We start from the raw sequence: 20,803 nt of genomic DNA on the forward strand, positions 1-20,803 counted from the left end.
TAAGTCACGCTAGATATAAGAACAGTTAGTGTTGCTCATGGAGGCTTGTGGTGACTCGGAGAGAGGTCTTAGTTTTTGATTTTATTTTGCGACATGATAGTCTCGTAAGTTGGTGATAGTGGCTCCGAAGTGCCGCGCTGTGCTGGCACTCCAAGTCCAGATTTACTATTTTCACGCTGTATAGAGAAAATGTCGATAGTGGAAGGGCGTTTTTTTGCATAGTAGATGTGCGATTACTTGTGAAGGTTGCGTCGAGATTAATTCGAATGACTGGCGATGGTGCACTTTTTTCGTTTAATGGAGCATGGAATTTATGTTATCTGTGCGGTTTGATAACATCATGTTATCGGCATTATTTGGAGGGAAAGAGTTTCTCGCCCCCCTCACTCCCCGATCACCCACCAGCCATCGACCTCTTCCACCGGTACCGGGTCCAGCGCTTCGCCCTGGGCGGGGCCGGAGATGCCCTCGCCGCTGTCGAGACGGAAGCAGGCCTGGTGGTGGGTACAGATCAACAGCTCGCCGTCGCGGCTGAGGATGTTGCTGCCGCGGCCGTCCAGCGGCAGGTACTGATGGGGGCAGGCGTTGACGTAGGCGTGCACCCGGCCATCGGCGTGGCGGGCGAGGATCAGCGGGAAGCGGCCGTTGTCGCTCTCGATATTGAGGCAGCGGCTCTCACCCGGGGCCAGGCTGGTCGATTCCAGCACGGCGGTCCCGGGCGGTGGTGCGCTCTTGTACTTGCGCCAGGCGTCGGTCATCGGGGGATCTCTTGAGGGAGCCGGTGAACCCGGGCGTCAGGGCTTGAAGTCCTCGGCGGCGGGAATGCGTCCGCCTAGCTGGGCGGTAATTTCTGCGGCGGTGGCGCGCACCAGCTCGCCGAGCTGGGACAGGCGTTCGTCGGGGATACGCGCCACCGGCCCGGAGACCGAGATGGCTGCGAGTGGCGTGCCCAGTTCATCGTGGATGCAGGCGGCCACGCAGTGCAGGCCGATGGCATGCTCTTCGCGGTCGCAGGCGTAGCCGCGTTCACGGATCTCGGCCATGGCGCGACGCAGCTCGGATGGACTCGACAGGGTGTTGACGGTGACGCGGTCCAGACCGCGTTCGGCCAGTACCCGCTCCAGGTCATCGTCGGGCAGCCAGGCCATCAGCGCCTTGCCTACGCCCGAGGCGTGCAGCGGGGCACGTGAGCCCAGACGGGTGATCATGCGCATCATCTGGGGCGATTCGCTCTGCGCCAGGAACACCGCCGTGGTGCCTTCACGCACGCCTAGATTTGCGGTCTCGCCGGTCTCACGGGTCAGTCGGCGCAGGTAAGGACGGCTGGTGGCAACGAAGTCGCGTGCCTCGAGAAAGCTGTTGCCGATGCGAAAGGTCTTGACGTCGATGCGCCAGACGCCGAGTTCCTCGTCCTGGGTGATAAAGCCCTGGCTCAGCAGGGCCTGCAGCAGGCGATGGGTCGTGGACGGTGCCAGATCGGCCTGCTCGGCGATGTCGGACAGCGCCAGGCCGCCCGGGTGCATCGCCAGCAATTCCAGCAGGTTGAGTCCCCGCACCAGCGACTGGCTGTGGCCTCCGCTGGCCTTGCCGCTGGCCGGTCGGCCGGCCGTTCTGCGCTTGCTTTCCGTCACCTTGCATCTCCTGGGTCAACCGTTTGGCACAGTCCTTAGCATACCTGTTGGCGCGGCCGCTTGTCGCGTTTGCGGAAAAGGCTTCCACAAGCGGCCCTGCCTTGGCTGAGCCTGGTCCGGCGCTCAGCGATGGCGCCAGTGGGGGGCGCGCTTGGCGACGAAGGCGTCGATGCCTTCGGCCACGTCTTCGGCCATCATGTTGGCGGCCATCACCTCGCCTGCGTAGGCATAGGCCTGGCCCAGCGGCAGGGCTCGCTGGCGGGCCAGCATGGCCTTGCCGGTGAACAGCGCCACCTGACTCTTGGCGCGCAGGCTGTCGAGCAGCACCTCGAGACTGTCGTCGAGGGCGTCGTCCTCGGCGACCCGGTTGACCAGGCCCCATTCCAGCGCCTGATCGGCGTCGATGAACTCGCCGGTAAACAGCATCTCGGCGGCCTGCTTGGGACCGATATTGCGGGTCAGCGCCACCGCCGGGGTGGAACAGAAAAGCCCGACCTTGATACCGGAGACGGCGAAGCGCGCCGAGCGGGCGGCCACCGCCATGTCACAGCTGGCTGCCAGCTGGCAGCCGGCGGCGGTGGCAAGCCCCTGAATTCGAGCGATCACCGGCACCGGACAGTCCTGCAGGCGCTGCATGACCCGGGAGCACTGGGCGAAGAGCTGTCGATAGGCGTCCTCGTCGCCGAGCTCGCGCATCTCCTTGAGGTCATGGCCGGCGCAGAAGGCGCGGCCCTCGGCAGCGATCACTACCGCCCGCAACGAAGGATCGGGGTCGATTGCGGCAAAGGCATCATCCAGTGCGGTGAGCATGTCCCGGGACAGGGCGTTGAAGCTTGCCGGGCGGTTGAGGGTCAGATGGACGACCCCACGATCATCGTGACGCACCACGGCGAGGTCACCGGTGTCAGGCTGGGCGGAAGGTGAGGCGGGCATCGTCATGGCTCCAACGAGGGAAAACTTCGCAAGCCTAGCGCGTGATGACGCCTTTTCGGGGCCTGCTTCGACCAAAGGGGAAGAGTGGCCTGGCCTCCCTGGTTGACGCCAGGGCGGCGCCAGAGCGGCGTCAGAGTAGCGCCAGGACGACGACAGGGGCGGCTTGCTGGCGGCCAGCGTCCGTGGTCATGGCCGTGGAGGATGGCGTACATTCGCACAAGCGATCCACGACGCGAGAGGCGCATGATGCAGGACGACAGGCTGAGGCCCAGGCCGATGCAGGGCGACGTGCTGGCCACGCCGCGTAGCCGGCTGCGCCCGCTAGAGCGCTATGATCTGCCTGGCTTGAGCCGACTGCTGGCCGATCCCCGGGTGATGCGTCACTCGCTCCACGGTGTGCAGGACATGGCGGGGAGCCGTCGCTTTCTCGATGCCTGTCGCGCGAGCTACGCCGACAAGGGCTTTGGCTACTGGGCGGTGGTGCACCCGGTATCGCGAGCGTTGATGGGCTTCTGCGGCTTCGATCACGAGATCCTCGACGGCGAGCGGGAGTTGGCCATCGGCTATCGTTACGCCGTGCATCATTGGGGTAGAGGGCTTGCCACCGAGGTGGCCCTGGCGGTGGTGGCCCACGCCTTTGCCATCACCCACTGCGAGTCGCTGGTGGCGGTGGTCGATCCCACCAATGTGCCGTCGAGCCGAGTGGCACAGAACGCGGGCTTTGTGTGGGAAGGGATGACGACGCTCGAGGGCCAGCGAGTGAAGGTCTACAGGCGTCATCGCTACCGTGAAGTCAGAAGCTGCTGAGCCTGGGCTGCGTCCCTGTCCTGGGGAAACGAAGCGGGCCCGCGTGGCGGGCCCGAAAGTGGCGTCATGGTGTCCTCGAGGGGACGGTGTGGCGTGTCAGACGCTGTCGCGGAAGACCCGATCGGCCTTGGGCAGTACCAGATTGAGCACGATGGCAAACAGCGCGCCGGGGATCAGCCCTGACTCGATGATGGCCTGGAGGTTGTCGCTCAGATTGGCGTAGAGCCCTTCCTGGGCCGGCAGGCCCACCGCGGCGGACAGCGAGACCCCGATGATCACCATGTTGCGCTTGTTGAAGTCGATATGGGAAAGCATCTTGATGCCGGCGCTGGCGATCATGCCGAACATGATCAGTACCGCCCCGCCCAGCACCGAATTGGGGATGCTGGAAACGATGGCACCCAGCTTGGGGATCAGGCCCGCCAGCAGCAGGAAGGCGCCGCCGATGGCCACCACATAGCGGCTGACCACACCGGTCAGCGCCACCATGCCCACGTTCTGGCTGAAGCTGATCTGGGGGAAGGCGTTGAAGATCGCGGCGAACACGCTGGACAGGCCGTCGGCCATGACCCCACCGGAGAGCTCCTTGTGGGTCGGCTCGCGGTCCATGCCGCCGGCGGTGGTGCCGACGATGTCGCCGATGGACTCGGCGCAGGTGACCACGGCCAGCAGCACCACCGGCAGGATCGCCGCCAGATGGAATTCAAGCCCGATGGTCAGCGGCACCGGCAGTGACAGCCAGTCGGCGTCACCGATGGTGGAGAAGTCGATATAGCCGAACATGGTGGCCACTACGTAACCGGTGATCAGGCCGATCAGCGGCGCCGCTTCGGACCAGATACCGCGGCCGTACTGGTGCAGGCCCAGGGTCACCACCAGTACCAGCGCCCCCAGCAGCAGGTGGTGGGTGGCGCCGAAGTCGGCGGCGCCGAAGCCTCCGCCCCAGTAGGCGAAGCCTACCGGCATCAGCAGGGTGCCGAGCATGACCACGAAGGTGCCGGTGACCACCGGCGGGAACAGAAACCGGAACACCGGCAGAAACATGCCCACCAGGGCCATGGCGACCCCGCCACACAGGGCTGCGCCAAGGGCCGCCGGAAGCCCCATGCCCACGGCAATGGGAATCAGCACCGGGACGAAGCCGAAGCTGGTGCCCATGACGATGGGCAGGCGGGCGCCGATGGGGCCTATCCCCAGCGACTGCACCAGGGTGGCGACACCGGCCACGAACATCGCCGCCTGGATCATGAAGGCGGTCTGGTCCGCCGGCAGGTCGGCGGCGCCGGCGATGATGATCGGCACCGTGACGTTGCCGACGAACATCGCCAGCACGTGCTGCAGGCCCAGCGGAATGGCGCGCCCCAGGGGCGGCATGGCGTTGACGTCATGGGTCGAGCGCACAGATGCGCTTTCCAGGGTGTCCCCGGAGGAGTCGTGGGTGGGCATGGCAGGGTTTTCTCCTGTTGTCGTTGTAGCACCGGCGTCCTTGTCGGAGCGTCGGCGGCGAAACCCCGGAGACCGTGACAGGTGTCAGACCGTCTGTGCTGACTGCCGTGGCACGGCGACCGTTGTCAGGGGGCGGCAGCGTCGGCCCTGGCCCGTGGTGCCGCGCTGCGCTCGAGATCCGTTCGTCGTTCGCTGTTGTTGCCTCTTGTCTTCCCGTCGTCCTGTTCGAAGGTGTGCGTCCAGGCGCGCCCCGAGCCTCCTAGACCGCACGCCTTAGCCGCACCGCCGCCGCGTTGTGGCGGGCCATCAGCTCGCCCAGATCGACGTCGAGCGGCTGGCCGTCGGCCACCCGCCACTGGCCGGCCACCATCACTCGGTCGGCACGGTGGGCACCGCACAGCAGCAGCGCGGCCAGCGGGTTCTCGGCGCCCGAGAAGCGCGGCTCGTCCAGCCGGAACAGCGCCAGATCGGCCTGTTGGCCAACCTTCAGTCCGCCGATGTCGCTGCGCCCCAGACAACGCGCGGAGCCTTCGGTGGCCCAGCGGATGACGTCCTGGTGACGTACCTGGCTGGGCGAGTAGCGCAGGCGGCCGATCAGCATCGCCTGGCGCATCTCCTCGGCCAGGTTGGAGTGATCCGCCGAGGCCGAGCCGTCCACCGCCAGGCCTACCGGGCAACCAGCGGCCTCGAGTTCTAGGGTGCGGCACATGCCAGAGCCCAGCACCATGTTGGATGAGGGGCAGTGGGCGATGCCGGTGCCGGCTTGGCCGAGGCGGGCGACCTCGTCGTCGTTGAAGTGGATGCCGTGGGCCAGCCAGGTGCGATCGCTGAGCCAGCCGGTGGCCTCGAGGTAGTCCAGCGGTCGCATCCCGAACAGCTTCTGACAGTACTGCGTCTCGTCCTCGGTTTCTGCCAGGTGGGTGTGCAGGCGCACGTCCTTCTGCTCGGCCAGACGAGCGCTGTCGACCATCAGCTCACGGCTGACCGAGAAAGGCGAGCAGGGCGCCAGCGCCAGGGTCACCATGGCCCCCTCGCCGCGCTGATGGTAGGCGTCGATCAGACGGGTGCTCTCGTCGAGGATGGTCGCCTCGTCCTGCACCACCGACTGGGGCGGCAGCCCGCCCTGCTCGCGCCCCACGCTCATCGAGCCGCGGGTCAGGGCGGCGCGCACGCCGAGCCGACGCGCGGTCTCCACCTGGACGTCGATGGCGTGCTCGAGCGCGCCGGAGAACACGTAGTGATGGTCGGCCACGGTGGTACAGCCGCTCATCAGCAGCTCCACCATGGCCAGCTCACTGGCCAGCGCCAGCTGGGCCTCGTCGAGGTTGGCCCAGACGTCGTAAAGGGTGGTGAGCCAGGGAAACAGCTCCTTGTTGAGCGCCGGCGAGTAGGCCCGGGTCAGGGTCTGGTAGAAGTGGTGGTGGGTGTTGACCAGGCCCGGCAGCAGCACGTGGCGGGAGGCATCGAAGGTCTGCTCGACGCGGGTTCGGGGTGTCTGGCCGGCGGCCACGGCTTCGATGATCCGGCCGTCCTGAACGACGACACCACCGGCCGCGTCAGGGTCGCTGGCGGCCAGTGGATGCTTGATCCAAGTGACGGGGGGATGTGAGCTCATGCAGTTCTCCTGGGTTGGCTTCGCCGAGCGAAGGGTTACCCAAGCATCGTGCCCTGCTCCCGACGCCATCCCTTGGTCAAGGAGGGTGAGGGCTCGTCGCGTAGCGGATACCTGGTTCAGGTGCCTTCAGAAACAGCCGCCGAGGGCGGTGAGCGTCATCAGTATCACGGTTCACGCTGCACCGATATCGAGCGACCTGTGTACCATTGTGGTGCGCAATATATGACCGTTATTGTGTACAAAATGGCCGTGACGTCAGGGCTTGTCAAGTGTCCCTCTGCTTCAGGGCCTGGCGGCCGCGCGGGCGGCTCGGCGCCGGCTCAGTCGGTCCCCGAACAGGTAGGCACCCAGCGCCACCAGAATCAGTAGCGCGCCCAGCAGCATCGAAGGCGAAGGGGTTTCCTGATTGAGCAGCATGCCGAGGGTCAGCGCCAGTACCGGGGTGATCAGGGTCACCAGGGCGACGCTGGCGGCGTGCAGCCGAGACAGGATCAGGTAGTAGCAGAGGAAGCCGATCAGCGAGCCGAACAGCGCAAGGTATAGCACCGCCCACAGCCCACGGGGGCTGAGTGGAATCATCAGCGGTTCGCCGCTGGCGAGCCATAACACCAGAAAGCAGGGCATGGAGCCGGCCAGCGCCCCCACGGTCTGTTGCAAGGGGTCGAGCCCGGCGGCCACCCGCTGCACGGCGATGCCGCTGGCGCTGAACAGGGTCACCGCCGACAGCATCATGGCCAGTGCCAGCACCTGGGCGCCGCCGCCGAGCGTCAGGCTGTCGGCGAACACCACCGCCAGCCCCGCCACCCCCAGGCCGCAGCCGATCCAGTGCCAGCGCCTGAGCCGGGTGCTGCCGGGCAGGGCCTGCAGGATGAAGCCGGAGATCAACGGCGCCATGCCGAACATCACCGACAGCAGGCCCGAGGGCAGAAACTGGGAGGCGTGGTAGCTCAGCGCCATGGCGCCGAACACCCCCGGCACCGCGGCGGCGTAGCTGGCAAGGGCGCGGCGATCGAGGCGGACGCCGCGTCTCAGCACCAGCAGGATCAGAGCGCCGGCGATCAGCGCCAGGCCCATGCGCAGCATCACGCTGCCGATGGGGGCGCCGGCCTCGGCGCTCCACTTGATGGCCAGCGGGGTGGAGGCCCACACCAGGACCACGATCAGATAGGCCAGTCCGGTTGGCATCGTGCATCCTTTGAAGAGGTCATCGGGAAGACGCTCAGGATAGGCGTTTTCTCGCTGCGCCACAGGCTTTTGGGCGTCGGCTTGTGATGGTCGGGAACGGGGGCCGTGAGCGTGCAGCGAGTAAAAAGGCCTGCGAGTAAAAAGGCGCCGCCCTCCCGAAGGAGAGCGGCGCCTCATCGTCATCCCGAGCGCGATAGCTGCGTGCGGGATAGCTCGCCGCATGCAGGCGCTACGTCAGCCGCTCAGTCGGCGTAGTTGGTCTCGGAGTACAGCACCCGGGTGCGCAGGGTGTGGTTCACCTCGCGCAGGGCTTCGAGCGCCTGGCCGCCGTAGGCCTTGTCGACGTCGATGACCACGTAGCCGACCTTTTCATTGGTCTGCAGGTACTGGCCGGAGATGTTGATGTCGTTTTCCGACAGCACCCGGTTGATCTCGGACATCACGCCGGGCACGTTCTCGTGGATGTGCAGCAGGCGGTGCTTGTCCGGGTGGGCCGGCAGCGCGACCTCGGGGAAGTTGACCGAGGTGATGCTGGTGCCGTTGTCGGAGAAGGTCACCAGCTTCTCGGACACCTCGACGCCGATGTTCTCCTGGGCCTCCAGGGTGGAACCACCGATGTGCGGGGTGAGGATGACATTCTCGAGGCCACGCAGCGGGCTTTCGAACTCGTCGGCGTTGCCCTTGGGCTCCACCGGGAAGACGTCGATGGCGGCGCCGTTGAGTCGACCTTCCTTGATCGCCTCGGCCAGGGCCTCGATCACTACCACGCTGCCACGGGCGGCGTTGATCAGGATGGCGCCGGGCTTCATCAGGCTGATCTGCTCCTCGCCGATCATCCAGCGGGTGGACGGCAGGTCGGGCACGTGCAGGCTGACCACGTCGGAGCGGGCGAGCAGCTCCTCGAGGCTGGCGACCTGGCGCGAGTTGCCCATGGCCAGCTTGGTGATGACGTCGTAGTAGATGACGTCGAAGCCAAGCGCCTCGGCCAGCACCGACAATTGCGAGCCGATGCTGCCGTAGCCGACGATACCGAGGGTCTTGCCGCGGGCCTCGTGGCTGTTCTTGGCGCTCTTCAGCCAGCCGCCCTGGTGGGCACGGGCGTTCTTCTCGGGAATCCCGCGCAGCAGCATGATGGCCTCGGCCAGCACCAGCTCCGCCACCGAGCGGGTGTTGGAGTAGGGGGCGTTGAACACCGGAATGCCGCGCACCAGCGCCGCCGTGAGATCGACCTGATTGGTACCGATGCAGAAGCAACCGACCGCCACCAGCTTCTCGGCCGCCGCGAACACCCGCTCGGTGAGCTGGGTGCGGGAGCGAATGCCGATGAAGTGAACATCACGGATCTTCTCGATCAGCGACTCTTCGTCGAGCGAGGTCGGCATATGCTCGATATTGGTGTATCCGGCGTTGAGAAAATTGTCCACTGCACTCTGGTGGACGCCCTCGAGCAGCAGGATCTTGATCTTGCTCTTGTCCAGGGACGTTTTGGCCATGGTCGAATCAACCTCTTGGAGTTGGCGGCAGCCAGCGGCTGTGTGGTGGGGCAGGCGAAAAATCAGGGTCCATAGAGTACCACAGGGCGGCATTTTCACGTTGAAAATCCTTGCACCGCAGCATGAGCCATCTGCATGTACCGCCGTCCTTTCGAGGGGCGCTTCGCGGGCCGCGGATAAGGGCCAGGGCAGACGACCCCGGGGGGAGAGCGTGTATACTGTCGCCCTTTGGGGAAAGGCCGGACATCGTCAGCGAGCCTGCGTTTCCCGGGTGGCCCATCGTCGGCCGTGAACTCGCAATCTCGGGTCAGCCTTTGACCCGCCGCCTGGAGGGGCGCATGGCAACGCAGGACCGCCAGCCAACACAGAAAGATGACGAGTCGCTCGACTTCGCCTCGGCCATGACCCAGCTGGAGACACTGGTCGAGCGCCTGGAGTCCGGCGAGCTGACGCTGGAGGAGTCGCTCAAGGCCTTCGAGCAGGGCGTGGCCTTGACGCGAGATGCCCAGAAGCGGCTCGACGAGGCCGAACTCAAGGTGCGCAGCCTGACGGAGAACGCCGACGGTGGCATGCAGCTGTCGCCTTTTGATATCGGGGAGGAACCGGGTGAACGCTGACACCATGCTGGCCCGCCTGGCCGCAGACCGGGCGCGGGTAGACCGCTGCCTCGAGGGACTGTTTGAACAGCGCCACGTCGTCGAACCCCGGCTCGAGGCGGCGATGCGCCACGGCCTGCTGGTCGGGGGAAAGCGCCTGCGTCCCATCCTGGTCTACGCCGCGGGGCGTGCGCTGGGGGCCGACGACGACGAGCTGGATATCCCCGCCGCCGCGATCGAGCTGATCCACGCCTACTCGCTGGTCCACGATGACCTGCCGGCGATGGACGACGACGACCTGCGACGTGGCCAGCCCACGGTGCACAAGGCCTTCGACGAGGCCTCGGCGATTCTCGCCGGTGACGCCCTGCAGACGCTGGCGTTCGAACTATTGGCGAGCTCTCGCTCGCCCCGCCTGGGCGCCCTGGTGGCGACCCTGGCCAAGGCGTCTGGTCGCGACGGCATGGCCGCCGGCCAGGCGCTGGATCTGGCGGTGGTGGGCGAACGTCCCGACCTGCCGATGCTGGAAACCATGCACCGCCACAAGACCGGTGCGCTGATTCGCGCCGCGGTTCGCCTCGGTGGACTGGTGGCGGTGGCCGAGGACGATTCGCGTCTGGGGGCGTTGGACACCTATGCTGCGGCCATGGGCCTGGCGTTTCAGGTGCATGACGACGTGCTGGACGTCACCGGCGACACCGATACCCTCGGCAAGACCTCGGGGGCCGACGCGGCCCGCGACAAGCCGACCTATCCCGCCCTGCTCGGGCTTGACGGCGCCCGAGCCAAGGCCGGTGCGCTGATCGACGAGGCACTCGACGCCATCGCCCCGCTGGGCGAGGCGGCGGCGCCTCTGGCCGGGCTTGCCCGCTACATGATCGAGCGCGATCACTGACGACCACAGGGCTAACATGAAGCTGTTCGACACGATTCCCACCGAGCGGCCGGCGACACCGCTGCTCGATACTCTGGATACCCCGGCTGCGCTGCGTGCCATGACCGCAGAGCAGCTCAAGCGCGTGGCCGATGAGCTGCGCGCCTACCTGCTGTATAGCGTCGGCGTTTCCGGCGGCCACTTCGGCGCCGGCCTTGGTGTGGTCGAGCTGACCGTGGCGTTGCACCACGCCTTCCGCACGCCCCACGATCGCCTGGTGTGGGACGTGGGCCACCAGGCCTATCCCCACAAGATCCTGACCGGCCGCCGCGAGGCCATGACCAGCATTCGTCGCTACGGTGGTCTGGCCGCCTTTCCCCGGCGTGCCGAGTCGGAGTACGACACCTTTGGCGTCGGCCATTCCAGCACCTCCATCTCGGCGGCCCTCGGCATGGCCCTGGCGGCGCGCACGCAGAAGCAGGAGCGGCGCGTCTGTGCCGTCATCGGAGACGGCGCCCTGACTGCGGGCATGGCCTTCGAGGCCCTGGCCCACGCCGGCCACGTCAACGCCAACCTGCTGGTCGTGCTCAATGACAACGAGATGTCGATCTCCGAGAACGTCGGGGGCGTGGCCAGCTACCTGGCACGGATTCTGGTCAGCAAGCCCTATCTGAGCATGCGTGAGAACGGCAAGCGGGTGCTGTCCCATCTGCCGGGCGCGCTGGAGCTGGCGCGGCGCACCGAGGAGCACGTCAAGGGCATGGTCAGTCCGGCCACCCTGTTCGAGGAGATGGGCTTCAATTATGTCGGGCCCATCGACGGCCACGATATCGACGCCCTGACCGATGCCCTCACCAGCATGCGTGAGCTGGACGGACCTCAGTTTCTGCACGTGAAGACGTGCAAGGGCCGGGGCTTCCTGCCGGCGGAGTCCGATCCCATCGGCTACCACGCCATCACCAAGCTGGAGACGCCGGAGGCCGCCAAGGCCAAGCCCCCGGCGACCGCGTCGAATGCGCCGCCGAAGAAGAAGTACTGCAGCGTGTTCGGCGACTGGATCTGTGACATGGCCGCCGCCGACGAACGTCTGATCGGTATCACCCCGGCCATGCGTGAGGGGTCGGATTTAATCCGTTTCTCTAGGGAGTACCCCGAGCGCTACTACGACGTGGCCATCGCCGAGCAGCATTCGGTGACCCTGGCCGCCGGCATGGCCTGCGAGGCAATGAAGCCGGTGGTGGCGATCTACTCGACCTTCCTGCAGCGTGGCTATGACCAGTTGATCCACGACGTGGCGGTGCAGGAGCTGGACGTGACCTTTGCCATCGATCGTGCCGGCCTGGTCGGTGAGGATGGGCCCACCCACCACGGCGCCCTGGATTTGACCTACCTGCGCTGCGTACCGGGCATGGTGGTGCTGGCACCGGCGGACGAGGCCGAGTGTCGCGCCATGCTCAGCGCCGCCTACCATCATCCGGGCCCAGCGGCGGTACGCTATCCCCGCGGTACCGGTCCCGGTGTGCCCATTCCCGCCGACCTCGAGCCGCTGCCCATCGGCGTGGCCGAGCCGCGGCGCCAGGGCAAGGGCGTGGCGCTGCTGGCCTTCGGTAGCCTCAATGACCCCGCCGGGGTGGTGGCCGAGCGGCTAGACGCCACCCACATCAATATGCGCAGCGTCAAACCACTGGATCGTGAAGCCGTGCTAGAGGCCGCCCGCGGCCACGACCTGCTGGTCACCCTGGAAGAAAACGTGGTGGCCGGAGGCGCCGGCAGTGGCGTCAACGAACTGCTGCTGGCCGAGGGTGTCGCCGTGCCGGTGCTCAACCTGGGCCTGCCCGATGTCTTTGCCGAACACGGCAAGCCAGCGGAGCTGCTGCGTGACTGTGGCCTCGATGCCGAGGGTATCGAGGCGGCGATTCGTCGCCGTCTGGACAAGCACCGAAAGCGCTGAGCGAGGGTGCCTGCGTCGCGCACGGCGCAAGTATGTCCGTCATGCCATCGGCCCCCGCTCCAGGGGGCCGATGGCGTATGGGAGCAGGCTCAGCGATGGCTGGCGCTTTCGACCAGGCGTTCGATGACGGACCTGGCAGTGTCAGATGGCGGCGTGTCCACTCCCAGCAAGCCCTGCCAGGGGAATACCGAAGCATTGGAAGCCAGACTGACGCTGATGCTGGCGGAAGCGATGGCGCCGACGATGGCAAGGCGCGTGATCGATAGTCGCATGGGAGTGTGAACCGAGCGGCTTGAAATGGCGTGCAGTGTCGCGCTTGCAGATGACCATTCGATGAAACAGCGAAGGCTGGACCTTCGCCGCCGGCTCGACGGCGATGGTATGCTGCCTGCTCATACCCCTTTGGCGGGACCTGGCATAGCCGTGATGGTTGGCCAGGGCCGAAACAGAAAAAGACGTGGCGCCGCCGCTTGGCGACGTAGCGCACAAGAGAGGATTTTATGCTGACCATCATCGTGATTGGCGCGGTAGTGGGCTTCCTGGCCGGTGGGCCGCTGGGCATGCTGATCGGCGGCGGTATCGGCTGGTGGCTGGGCGGGCGCCTGCGTGGCGGTCTGATGCTCAGCAAGGGCCTGGCCGAGATGCAGCGTCAGTTCATGGACTCCACCTTCGCGGTGATGGGGGCGGTGTGCCAGGCCGATGGTCAGGTCAGCGGCGAGGAGCGCCAGGTGCTGGAGCAATTGCTGGTGCGTCTGCGTCTGCCGGAAAGCACCCGTGCCAGCGCCCGCGCCGCCTTCGAGCGCGGGCGCGCCAGTGACTTCGACCTCGACGGCGAGATCGCACGGGTGGCCCGGCTGACGCGCGGGCGCAGCGCGCTGCGCCAGATCTTCCTGCAGGTGCAGCTTTCCGCCATCGCCGCCGATGGGGTGCTGCACCCGGCCGAGCACAGCATGCTGATGCGGGTGGCTCGCGGGCTTGGCTGCAGCGAGGCCGAGATCGCCCAGATCGAAGCCATGCTGCGGGGCGGCGCCTCCCACGGTGCCGGCGCGACCCAGGAGAGCCAGAGCCCGCTGGAAGATGCCTACAAGGTACTCGGTGTCAGCGACGAGGCCAGTGACGCCGAGGTCAAGCGTGCCTACCGCAAGCTGATGAGCGAGAACCACCCGGACAAGCTGGCCAGTCGTGGCCTGCCCGACAGCATGCGCGAGGTCGCCGAGGCCCGCACCGTCGAGATCGGCAACGCCTACCAGCGTATTCGCCAGGCCCGCGGTCAGGCCTGAGGGCCCCAGGGCCAAGTGGCGCTGGCCTGGCTCGCGGGGGCTATTGCTGTACGGGGGTGTGCTCTTGCAGAGCCTCGGCCAGTCGCAGCGCGATGTTCCGGGCATCGTCATTGTCACGCCGCCAGGCGATGGCGATGCGGGTGGTCAGTTCCGCCCAGCGGGCCGACAGGGGCCGGGCGATGACACCGTCTCGGCGCGTGGCCAGAAAACTCTGCGGCACCAACGCGATGCCTTCGCCGGCGGCCACACGGGCCAGTAGCCGGTGGTGGTCCTGTGGCTCTTCCCGTCGTGGCGGTCGATAGCCAGCGCGTTGAAACAGACGTTCGCAGTGATCGAAGTACTCGGGGTTGTCGCGCCGGGGAAACCAGAACAGCGGAGTGTCGCCCAACTCGCATAGCTCGACAGGCGAAGCCTGGGCACTGGCCTGGTAGCTGCCCTTACCGTCCAGCCCTGCCTCGGGCAGGATTACCCACAGCGGGTCACGTCCCACCTCCACACTTTCCACCTGCGGCGGCAGCTGGCTCGGCAGGCCGATCAGGGCCAGTTGCAAGGTGATTGCAGCGTCGTAGTCCTGTTTGGCCAGTCTTGTCAGCAGTTCCCGCGAAGAGCGTCGTTCGATCTCGACGCTGCGTCCCAGCTGTGCCTCCAGCCAGCTGCGCGAGGGAAGCACGCTATCATCCAGTGCCGGGGTCATGCCGATAACCATGGGAGCCGTGGTCTGCCGACTCATCCGGGCTTCCTGGCAGGCGGCCTCAATTTCGTCGAAGCAGGGCCGCAGGCGTCGGGCCAGTTGTTCGCCTGCCGGCGTCAGGGCCACGCGGCGAGTGGTACGGGTGAACAGCGAGACGCCAAGTTCCTGCTCCAGCGCCTGGATGCGGCGGGTCAGCGGTGGCTGCGAGATGTGCAGCCTCGCCGCCGCCTCGCGAAAGTGCCCGGTATCGGCGACGGCCAGAAAGCTCACTAGAAGATGGTGGTTCCTGAATTCAGGGTTCACGGCGGCGCTCCTGGCGGACAAGATTGATACTTTCAGAGTATCAAAATATCGGCAATTCTCCTGATCGGCACCCGAGATGAAGATGGTGGTGCTGTATCCGCCATCCGCGATCAGGAGCTTCACATGTCCTCGAATGACACTTGCCAGACCCCCGCAACCGCCACCTATACGGCGTCCGTCCCCGTTACCACATCCGCCGTGACCAGTTTGCGCCGGCTTGGCAGCGGACTGCGCGTCTTCCCGCTCGGGCTTGGCTGCATGGGCATGTCCGAGTTCTACGGGCAGAGCGATGACAAGGCCTCGCAGCGGCTGATCCATGAGGCGCTGGAGCGCGGGATCAGCCTGTTCGACAGCGCCGACACCTATGGCCAGGGCCATAACGAGAGCTTGCTGGGCAGAGCGTTGCTGGGGCGTCGCGAGAACGCCGTCATCGCCACCAAGTTCGGAATCGTGCGCGAGCCAGGTGCCTACGCCAGGACCATCAACACCCGCCCGGACTACGTGAAGCTGGCCTGCGAGGCCTCGCTGAAGCGCCTTGGCGTCGAGACCATCGATCTTTACTACGCCCATCGTCTCGACCCCCAGGTGCCCATCGAGGACACCGTGGGTGCCATGGCCGAACTGGTGGCGGAAGGCAAGGTGCGGGCGCTGGGTCTGTGCGAGGTGTCGGCGTCGACCCTGGAGCGCGCCTGCGCCGTTCATGCCATCGCGGCGGTGCAGAGCGAATACTCGTTGTGGAGCCGAGGTGTCGAGACCGAGGTACTGCCAGCCTGTCGTCGCCTGGGGGTGTCGCTGGTGCCTTATTCGCCACTGGGGCGTGGCTTTTTAAGCGGACAGATCCGCACCACCGACGCCATGAGTGAGGACGACTTTCGTCGTCAGGCTCCGCGCTTCACGGAGCATAACCTGGCGCTCAACCGTCACTTGCTGGAAAAGCTTGAGGCCTTCGCCCAGGGACGCCAGGTCACGACGGCTCAGGTCGCGCTGGCCTGGCTGCTGGCTCAGGGCGACGACATCGTGCCGATACCGGGTACCCGTCGCCTGGCGCGACTGGAGGAAAATCTTGGCGCACTGGCGCTGTCGTTGAGCCCGACGGAGAGGCAGCGTCTCGAGAACTGGTTTGCGCCTGACGTCGTTGCCGGCGAGCGCTACACGGCAGAGGGCATGAAGGGGGTGGAGGTGGAGACGCGGCGTCCTGACTGAGGCGAGGGCCGTCGGGGCGATGCCTGGTGTATCTCCAGAGAGGGTATCGGCTGTCGGTGTTGGGGAGGCGGGTCGCGGGGTGATGGAGGTATCTGTCGGCGCCGTCACCCGATGTCCGAGGGGAATTTTCAGGGTGGTCAGCTAGCTGCAGGCCGGCGCTGGCTTGTATTTCTGGAACGGCGGTTGCGGGGATGTGACAGCGCGGTTGCCGTTTGTGCCGCAAGCGCCTAGGATGCCCCGCTGCCCGCGCGACGCCGTCCGGCGTCATCCCCTCGGGCCAAGACCGACAAGAACCCAGGAGACTCCCGATGTCCTTCGGACTCTTATCCCTGTTGCCGCCGCTGCTGGCCATCCTGCTGGCATTGGCGACGCGCAACGTCATTCCCGCGCTGTTCTGCGGCGTCTGGCTCGGGGCGACCATGCTCGCCGGCTACAATCCTGCCGCCGGCCTCTACAACAGTTTTTCTGACTTTATCGTGCCGAGCATCGGCGACGAGTGGAACGCCACCGTGCTGATCTACTGTGGCCTGTTCGGGGTCTTGATCAGCGTGCTGCAGCGTACCGGCGGCGCTCACGCCATCGCCCGCGCCATCTCGCGCAAGGTCGCCAGCGCCCGTGGCGCCCAGGGCAGCACGCTTGGCCTTGGCATGCTGATCTTCTTCGAGGACTACTTCAACGCCCTCACCGTGGGCAGCGTGATGCGACCGATCACCGATCGCATGAAGGTCTCCCGCGAGAAGCTCGCCTACATCGTCGATTCCACCTCGGCCCCCATGTGCCTGCTGGGCCCGGTGTCCACCTGGGTGGTCTTCGTCATGGGGCTGATCGGTACTCAGCTGGGCGAGATGGAGGTGAGCGGCTCGGAGTACCTGATCTACCTGTCCTCGATTCCGCTGAACTTCTACGCCTGGCTGGCGCTGGGGATGATCTTCTATATCGTCGTCACCCAGTGGGACTTCGGTCCCATGGCACGGGCAGAACGTCGCGCCCGGGAGACCGGCAAGCTGATGGAAGACACCGCCAAGCCGCCTTCCGAGACCGATGCCATGGAGCTCAAGGCGCCGGAAGACACCGCTCGCAAGCGCAACATGCTGGTGCCGATCGGGGTGTTGCTGGCGATGATTCCGCCGCTGTTTCTGTGGACCGGCAACTTCCCGGAAAATGACCTGGTGACCGCGGTGGGCAACGCCGACGGCGGTCAGTCGATCCTGATCGCCACCCTGGTGGCGGTGATGACGGGGCTGGCCATGGGCATGAGTCAGCGGCTGTTCGACTTCCGCGAGGCCATGGATATCGTGGTCGAGGGCATCAAGAGCATGACCCTGGTCTACATCATTCTGGCGCTGGCCTGGTCCATCGGCAGCGTCACCTCCGAGCTTGGCACCGCCGACTACCTGGTCAGCCTGACCGAGGCCAGCATTCCGCCCAGCCTGGTACCGGTGCTGCTGTTCCTGATCGGCGCCGTGGTGGCCTTCACCACCGGCACCTCCTACGGCACTTTCGCCATCATGATTCCGATCGCCATGCCGGTGGCGGCGGCCATGGACCTGCCCATGGCGCTGGCCATCGCCTCGGTGCTCAGCGGCGGCATCTTCGGCGATCATTGCTCGCCGATTTCCGATACCACCATTCTGTCGTCGGCGGGGTCGAGCTGTGACCATATCGACCATGTGCGCACCCAGCTGCCCTATGCGGTGACAGCCGGTGTCGCAGGACTGGTGGCCTTCTTTGTGGCCGGCGTCACCGGTACCACCTGGATCGGGGCGATCAGTGGCGTCGCAGTGATGTTGACCATCGCGCTGGTGATGAAGGCGCTGTGGCAGCCACGGCAGGTCGATTCCGCGCCTCAGTCACGCTGACGCAGGCTCGATGGCCGGGTCGCCGGATCGCCGGGTCGCTGAGTGCCTGGTCCCGCACCTGGCCCCGTGACCGGTAGACCCTCCCCCAGGCCCAGCACAAAAAGGCCGAGCACAAAAAGACCCGGCACATAAAAAGGCCCCGCCGACATCACGTCGGCGGGGCCTCTGCGTTGGTACCCGGGGTCCTTACCCGCGGACACCCATCGGATCGGTGCGCTTAGCCGGTGGTGGCCTGACGGGCCAGGTCCAGGTCGTGCTCGCTCATGGCGAAGTCGGTGCGCTTGGCCTGAACCCGCAGCAGCTCCAGCCGGGCATTGGCCATGGCGTTGCTGCCGTTGTCGGCGATATGGGCGTTGCCGACCTGATGGGCGGCCTCCAGCGCGCTGGCGCTGACCTGAGCCAACGGCTCGGCGTTGAGCGCTTGGGCGCGGTCAGTGGCACGGTCGGCCTGGGCGGTCAGCGGCAGGGCAGTGGCGAGCAGGGCAGTAGCGGCGATCTTGGTAGTGGCTTTCATGGTGTCTCTCCTGTAGGCCTGATGGGCTTCTGGGTGAGCCCTTGGCCATCGCGTATGTCGGTTTCAGCGGTCGTCTTGCAGTCTTTGTCGAAGGGCCTTTGTTGCTGGCCTTCGCGATCGTCTGTTGGAGATGACGCCGGGCGTCATTTGGACGTTGCCGGTCATCACCAAGTCAAACGGTCGTTTTAATCTGGTCGGCAAAAATTAGCCGGTGGTGGCCTGACGGGCCAGGTCCAGGTCATGCTCGCTCATGGCGAAGTCGGTACGCTTGGCCTGTTCGCGCAGCAGCTCCAGGCGGGCGTTGGCCATCGCATTGCTGCCGTTGTCGGCGATATGGGCGTTGCCGACCTGATGGGCGGCGTCGAGGGCGGCGACGCTGAGGCTGGACAGCGGCTCGGCGTTGAGCGCCTGGGCACGGTCGCTGGCGCGGTCGGCCTGGGCGGTCAGCGGCAGGGCAGCGGCGAGCAGGGCAGTAGCGGCGATCTTGGTAGTGGCTTTCATGGTGTCTCTCCTATTGGGCCTCGTGGCCCTTGTCTCTCTTGAATTCGACAGATTCAAAATAAAACGGTCGTTTTAATTTTGGTGGCATTTTTTGGCCCCTCAGGGCCTGCCTTTTCTGCAGCTTGTCATCCTTGTCTGCCTGGACCTTGCTGACTCTGTCCTGCGTTCGAAGGATGTATCCAACGGGTACTGCATGAAAACTTGCGGCAATAATATTAACAGGCTAACGGAATGTCAAATACCGATGCGACCTTGGTCTAAGTCGCCTTTACACAGCGCAGCCTAGATGGTCACCGCGACACGCCGTCCGTCCAGCTGCAGAAAGCGAGTGGCCTGGGCCTGGTCGCGATGCAGTTGCAGCCTGGCGTTTGCCAGCGTCTTGCCATCATGGGTCGAGGCGGCGGTGTTGCCGATACGCTGACCACCGATAGCCAGAGGCTCGACATCGGCAACTTGCTGCCCCAACACGTCATCGACCAACGGGGCCTGGTCGGTCAAGGGCGATTCGTTCAGGGCCAGGGCGTACTTGGGTGGTGCAGCCTGGGCCAGAGCGGGCAGAGAGGCGACGATCAGGGCAGCGAGGATCAAGGTGGGTTTCATGTCGAAGCTCCTTCCGGTTTCAGCGGGTGGCGTCACCCGCTGTCGATGTGTGTATTTTGTTAGCGTTCTATCGAAAGTGCCAGGTAATCGCTTTTATGGCTTCGATAATGCGGCTCTATTAAAACGGTCGTATGCCTGTAGCGGTGCAAAAACAAAGGCATTTTTTTCTTGCTGTTACTTGGTGGCGGCGCGACCGAGGTCGAGATTGAGCATGAAGTCGGTCATTTCCACATGGCGAGACTGCAGCCGCAGGCGAGCCTTGCGCAGGGCTTCGGTGCTGTCGCTGGCGATGTGGGCATTGATCACTTCATGGCCCTGCTGGGGCATGGCGTCGCGCATGGACAGGGGTTGGCTGTTCAGCGCGCGGGCCAGGTCGGTGGCACGGGCGTCGGCCTGGGCCGTCAGCGGAAGTGTGGTCACGGCGGCAATGGCGGCAATCGAAAGCAGCTTGAGTTTCATGTCGGCACCTCGAAGGTCAAGATCAATGGAGCGTAATGTTGCGTTTGATCTTGAGTCGAGGGTGGGCCGGATTCCTTACGCGGCCTATGACTTTTTTTCGATATCCACGTCGTCAGCCTGGGTAAAGTCACCCAGCGCCATCATGTGGCCGAGCTTGCCTGCCTTGGTGGACAGGTAGTGCTCGTTGTGGGGATTGAGCCCGGTGGTCAGGGCGACGCGTTCCACCACCTGAACGCCGGCCTGGGTCAGGGCGTCGACCTTGCGCGGGTTGTTGGTCATCAGCTTGAGCCCCTCGACACCCAGGTGTTCGAGCATCGGCACGCACAGGTCATAGCGGCGCAGGTCGGCGGCGAAGCCCAGGCGTTCGTTGGCCTCGACGGTGTCGGCCCCCTGGTCCTGCAGGTGGTAGGCGCGAATCTTGTTGAGCAGGCCGATGCCGCGGCCTTCCTGACGCAGGTAGAGGATGACACCGCGGCCTTCGCTGGCGATACGCTTGAGCGCTTCCTGAAGCTGATAGCCGCAGTCGCAGCGCATCGAGAACAGGGCGTCGCCGGTCAGGCATTCAGAGTGCACCCGTCCCAGCACAGGAGCGCCATCGTCGATCTCCCCCAGGGTCAGGGCGATATGATCCTTGCCCGTGGCCTCGTCTTCGAAGCCGTGCATGGTGAAGGTCGCCCAGGGGGTGGGCAGGCGAGAGGCGGCGATAAAGCGAATCGTCACGGGGTACCTCGGAGTCGAAACAACGGCAGCGCCGTCAAGGGGGCGCCCAGTTTATCAGGAAGTCGTGCAAGGCTCACGACACCTTGCCGACGACACAGGGTCGCAGGAGGCCACGCGTTCGGGAGTCATTGCGGTACAATGA

At 65.6% G+C, this 20,803-nt stretch carries 21 protein-coding genes; 7 read left to right on the plus strand and 14 right to left on the minus strand.

Features of this window, described 5'->3' with window-relative positions:
- Positions 1-383: 383 nt before the first annotated feature.
- The 3 genes from NFI08_RS06165 to NFI08_RS06175 form a co-directional block, all read right to left on the minus strand.
- Positions 384-758, minus strand: a complete 375-nt coding sequence (locus NFI08_RS06165) for a Rieske (2Fe-2S) protein (RefSeq protein ID WP_349588061.1) — start codon at positions 756-758, stop codon at positions 384-386.
- A gap of 36 nt (positions 759-794) precedes the next feature.
- Positions 795-1,631 (minus strand): IclR family transcriptional regulator, encoded by an 837-nt coding sequence (locus tag NFI08_RS06170; protein WP_108131892.1) that lies wholly within the window; start codon positions 1,629-1,631, stop codon positions 795-797.
- 123 nt (positions 1,632-1,754) lie between these two features.
- A complete protein-coding gene (locus NFI08_RS06175; protein WP_045993886.1) occupies positions 1,755-2,564 on the minus strand; it encodes an enoyl-CoA hydratase in 810 nt (269 codons plus the stop codon).
- A gap of 243 nt (positions 2,565-2,807) precedes the next feature.
- Here NFI08_RS06175 and NFI08_RS06180 point away from each other — a divergent pair, with 243 nt between their 5' ends.
- Entirely contained in the window at positions 2,808-3,371 is a 564-nt protein-coding gene (locus tag NFI08_RS06180) for a GNAT family N-acetyltransferase (RefSeq protein ID WP_349588065.1), read from the plus strand.
- A 96-nt stretch (positions 3,372-3,467) separates the two neighbouring features.
- Here NFI08_RS06180 and NFI08_RS06185 read toward each other — a convergent pair whose 3' ends face one another.
- From NFI08_RS06185 to serA, 4 genes are all read right to left on the minus strand, one after another.
- Positions 3,468-4,817, minus strand: coding sequence for a uracil-xanthine permease family protein (locus tag NFI08_RS06185; protein WP_052704445.1), 1,350 nt, complete (start codon positions 4,815-4,817; stop codon positions 3,468-3,470).
- Positions 4,818-5,076: 259 nt separating this feature from the next.
- Positions 5,077-6,432 (minus strand): 8-oxoguanine deaminase, encoded by a 1,356-nt coding sequence (locus NFI08_RS06190; protein WP_222568036.1) that lies wholly within the window; start codon positions 6,430-6,432, stop codon positions 5,077-5,079.
- A 282-nt stretch (positions 6,433-6,714) separates the two neighbouring features.
- The gene (locus tag NFI08_RS06195) at positions 6,715-7,617 is read right to left on the minus strand and encodes a DMT family transporter (RefSeq protein ID WP_349588070.1); all 903 of its coding nucleotides are present in this window, start codon (positions 7,615-7,617) and stop codon (positions 6,715-6,717) included.
- A gap of 242 nt (positions 7,618-7,859) precedes the next feature.
- Positions 7,860-9,110, minus strand: a complete 1,251-nt coding sequence (serA, locus tag NFI08_RS06200; RefSeq protein WP_108449470.1) for a phosphoglycerate dehydrogenase — start codon at positions 9,108-9,110, stop codon at positions 7,860-7,862.
- Positions 9,111-9,448: 338 nt separating this feature from the next.
- On the opposite strand from serA, the gene NFI08_RS06205 reads away from it, so the two are divergent.
- Genes NFI08_RS06205 through dxs form a run of 3 tightly spaced genes read left to right on the plus strand, consistent with a single transcriptional unit; the run spans position 9,449 to position 12,531 of the window.
- The gene (locus NFI08_RS06205) at positions 9,449-9,727 is read left to right on the plus strand and encodes an exodeoxyribonuclease VII small subunit (protein WP_045993891.1); all 279 of its coding nucleotides are present in this window, start codon (positions 9,449-9,451) and stop codon (positions 9,725-9,727) included.
- 4 nt (positions 9,728-9,731) lie between these two features.
- Positions 9,732-10,601, plus strand: a complete 870-nt coding sequence (ispA, locus tag NFI08_RS06210; protein WP_253029327.1) for a (2E,6E)-farnesyl diphosphate synthase — start codon at positions 9,732-9,734, stop codon at positions 10,599-10,601.
- Positions 10,602-10,617: 16 nt separating this feature from the next.
- Positions 10,618-12,531, plus strand: a complete 1,914-nt coding sequence (gene dxs / locus NFI08_RS06215) for a 1-deoxy-D-xylulose-5-phosphate synthase (protein ID WP_253029317.1) — start codon at positions 10,618-10,620, stop codon at positions 12,529-12,531.
- Positions 12,532-12,620: 89 nt separating this feature from the next.
- Here dxs and NFI08_RS06220 read toward each other — a convergent pair whose 3' ends face one another.
- Complete coding sequence (locus tag NFI08_RS06220; RefSeq protein ID WP_108131886.1) at positions 12,621-12,803, minus strand: hypothetical protein; 183 nt, start codon at positions 12,801-12,803, stop codon at positions 12,621-12,623.
- Between the two features lie 228 nt (positions 12,804-13,031).
- Here NFI08_RS06220 and djlA point away from each other — a divergent pair, with 228 nt between their 5' ends.
- The gene (gene djlA / locus NFI08_RS06225) at positions 13,032-13,811 is read left to right on the plus strand and encodes a co-chaperone DjlA (protein ID WP_045993894.1); all 780 of its coding nucleotides are present in this window, start codon (positions 13,032-13,034) and stop codon (positions 13,809-13,811) included.
- Between the two features lie 40 nt (positions 13,812-13,851).
- On the opposite strand, the gene NFI08_RS06230 is transcribed toward djlA, so the two are convergent.
- On the minus strand, positions 13,852-14,805 hold the full coding sequence (locus NFI08_RS06230; RefSeq protein ID WP_287163618.1) for a LysR family transcriptional regulator: 954 nt from the start codon (positions 14,803-14,805) through the stop codon (positions 13,852-13,854).
- Positions 14,806-14,928: 123 nt separating this feature from the next.
- Between NFI08_RS06230 and NFI08_RS06235 the strand changes: the two genes are divergently transcribed.
- A complete protein-coding gene (locus NFI08_RS06235; protein ID WP_349588078.1) occupies positions 14,929-16,008 on the plus strand; it encodes an aldo/keto reductase in 1,080 nt (359 codons plus the stop codon).
- A 308-nt stretch (positions 16,009-16,316) separates the two neighbouring features.
- A complete protein-coding gene (locus NFI08_RS06240; RefSeq protein ID WP_045993895.1) occupies positions 16,317-17,867 on the plus strand; it encodes a Na+/H+ antiporter NhaC family protein in 1,551 nt (516 codons plus the stop codon).
- Positions 17,868-18,084: 217 nt separating this feature from the next.
- On the opposite strand, the gene NFI08_RS06245 is transcribed toward NFI08_RS06240, so the two are convergent.
- The 5 genes from NFI08_RS06245 to ribA all read right to left on the minus strand — a co-directional run bounded on the left by NFI08_RS06245 (position 18,085) and on the right by ribA (position 20,661).
- Positions 18,085-18,381, minus strand: coding sequence for a hypothetical protein (locus NFI08_RS06245; RefSeq protein WP_349588081.1), 297 nt, complete (start codon positions 18,379-18,381; stop codon positions 18,085-18,087).
- A 204-nt stretch (positions 18,382-18,585) separates the two neighbouring features.
- Positions 18,586-18,882: a hypothetical protein gene (locus NFI08_RS06250; protein WP_108131883.1), complete on the minus strand. Its 297-nt coding sequence runs from the start codon at positions 18,880-18,882 to the stop codon at positions 18,586-18,588.
- A 282-nt stretch (positions 18,883-19,164) separates the two neighbouring features.
- Positions 19,165-19,482 (minus strand): hypothetical protein, encoded by a 318-nt coding sequence (locus NFI08_RS06255; RefSeq protein ID WP_108449474.1) that lies wholly within the window; start codon positions 19,480-19,482, stop codon positions 19,165-19,167.
- 174 nt (positions 19,483-19,656) lie between these two features.
- Positions 19,657-19,941, minus strand: coding sequence for a hypothetical protein (locus NFI08_RS06260; protein ID WP_045993899.1), 285 nt, complete (start codon positions 19,939-19,941; stop codon positions 19,657-19,659).
- 84 nt (positions 19,942-20,025) lie between these two features.
- Positions 20,026-20,661, minus strand: coding sequence for a GTP cyclohydrolase II (gene ribA, locus NFI08_RS06265; protein ID WP_045993900.1), 636 nt, complete (start codon positions 20,659-20,661; stop codon positions 20,026-20,028).
- Between the last annotated feature and the right edge of the window lie 142 nt (positions 20,662-20,803).

It is taken from the genome of Halomonas sp. EF61 (assembly GCF_040147045.1).
Taxonomy (GTDB): Bacteria; Pseudomonadota; Gammaproteobacteria; order Pseudomonadales; family Halomonadaceae; genus Halomonas; species Halomonas litopenaei.

Coding starts and splice junctions, on each gene's coding strand:
- NFI08_RS06165 (WP_349588061.1), bottom strand. CDS start 758: ATGACCGACGCCTGGCGCAAGTACAAGAGCGCACCACCGCCCGGGACC.
- NFI08_RS06175 (WP_045993886.1), bottom strand. CDS start 2,564: ATGCCCGCCTCACCTTCCGCCCAGCCTGACACCGGTGACCTCGCCGTG.
- NFI08_RS06180 (WP_349588065.1), top strand. CDS start 2,808: ATGATGCAGGACGACAGGCTGAGGCCCAGGCCGATGCAGGGCGACGTG.
- NFI08_RS06185 (WP_052704445.1), bottom strand. CDS start 4,817: ATGCCCACCCACGACTCCTCCGGGGACACCCTGGAAAGCGCATCTGTG.
- NFI08_RS06190 (WP_222568036.1), bottom strand. CDS start 6,432: ATGAGCTCACATCCCCCCGTCACTTGGATCAAGCATCCACTGGCCGCC.
- NFI08_RS06195 (WP_349588070.1), bottom strand. CDS start 7,617: ATGCCAACCGGACTGGCCTATCTGATCGTGGTCCTGGTGTGGGCCTCC.
- serA (WP_108449470.1), bottom strand. CDS start 9,110: ATGGCCAAAACGTCCCTGGACAAGAGCAAGATCAAGATCCTGCTGCTC.
- NFI08_RS06205 (WP_045993891.1), top strand. CDS start 9,449: ATGGCAACGCAGGACCGCCAGCCAACACAGAAAGATGACGAGTCGCTC.
- ispA (WP_253029327.1), top strand. CDS start 9,732: ATGCTGGCCCGCCTGGCCGCAGACCGGGCGCGGGTAGACCGCTGCCTC.
- dxs (WP_253029317.1), top strand. CDS start 10,618: ATGAAGCTGTTCGACACGATTCCCACCGAGCGGCCGGCGACACCGCTG.
- NFI08_RS06220 (WP_108131886.1), bottom strand. CDS start 12,803: ATGCGACTATCGATCACGCGCCTTGCCATCGTCGGCGCCATCGCTTCC.
- djlA (WP_045993894.1), top strand. CDS start 13,032: ATGCTGACCATCATCGTGATTGGCGCGGTAGTGGGCTTCCTGGCCGGT.
- NFI08_RS06235 (WP_349588078.1), top strand. CDS start 14,929: ATGTCCTCGAATGACACTTGCCAGACCCCCGCAACCGCCACCTATACG.
- NFI08_RS06240 (WP_045993895.1), top strand. CDS start 16,317: ATGTCCTTCGGACTCTTATCCCTGTTGCCGCCGCTGCTGGCCATCCTG.
- NFI08_RS06245 (WP_349588081.1), bottom strand. CDS start 18,381: ATGAAAGCCACTACCAAGATCGCCGCTACTGCCCTGCTCGCCACTGCC.
- NFI08_RS06250 (WP_108131883.1), bottom strand. CDS start 18,882: ATGAAAGCCACTACCAAGATCGCCGCTACTGCCCTGCTCGCCGCTGCC.
- NFI08_RS06255 (WP_108449474.1), bottom strand. CDS start 19,482: ATGAAACCCACCTTGATCCTCGCTGCCCTGATCGTCGCCTCTCTGCCC.
- NFI08_RS06260 (WP_045993899.1), bottom strand. CDS start 19,941: ATGAAACTCAAGCTGCTTTCGATTGCCGCCATTGCCGCCGTGACCACA.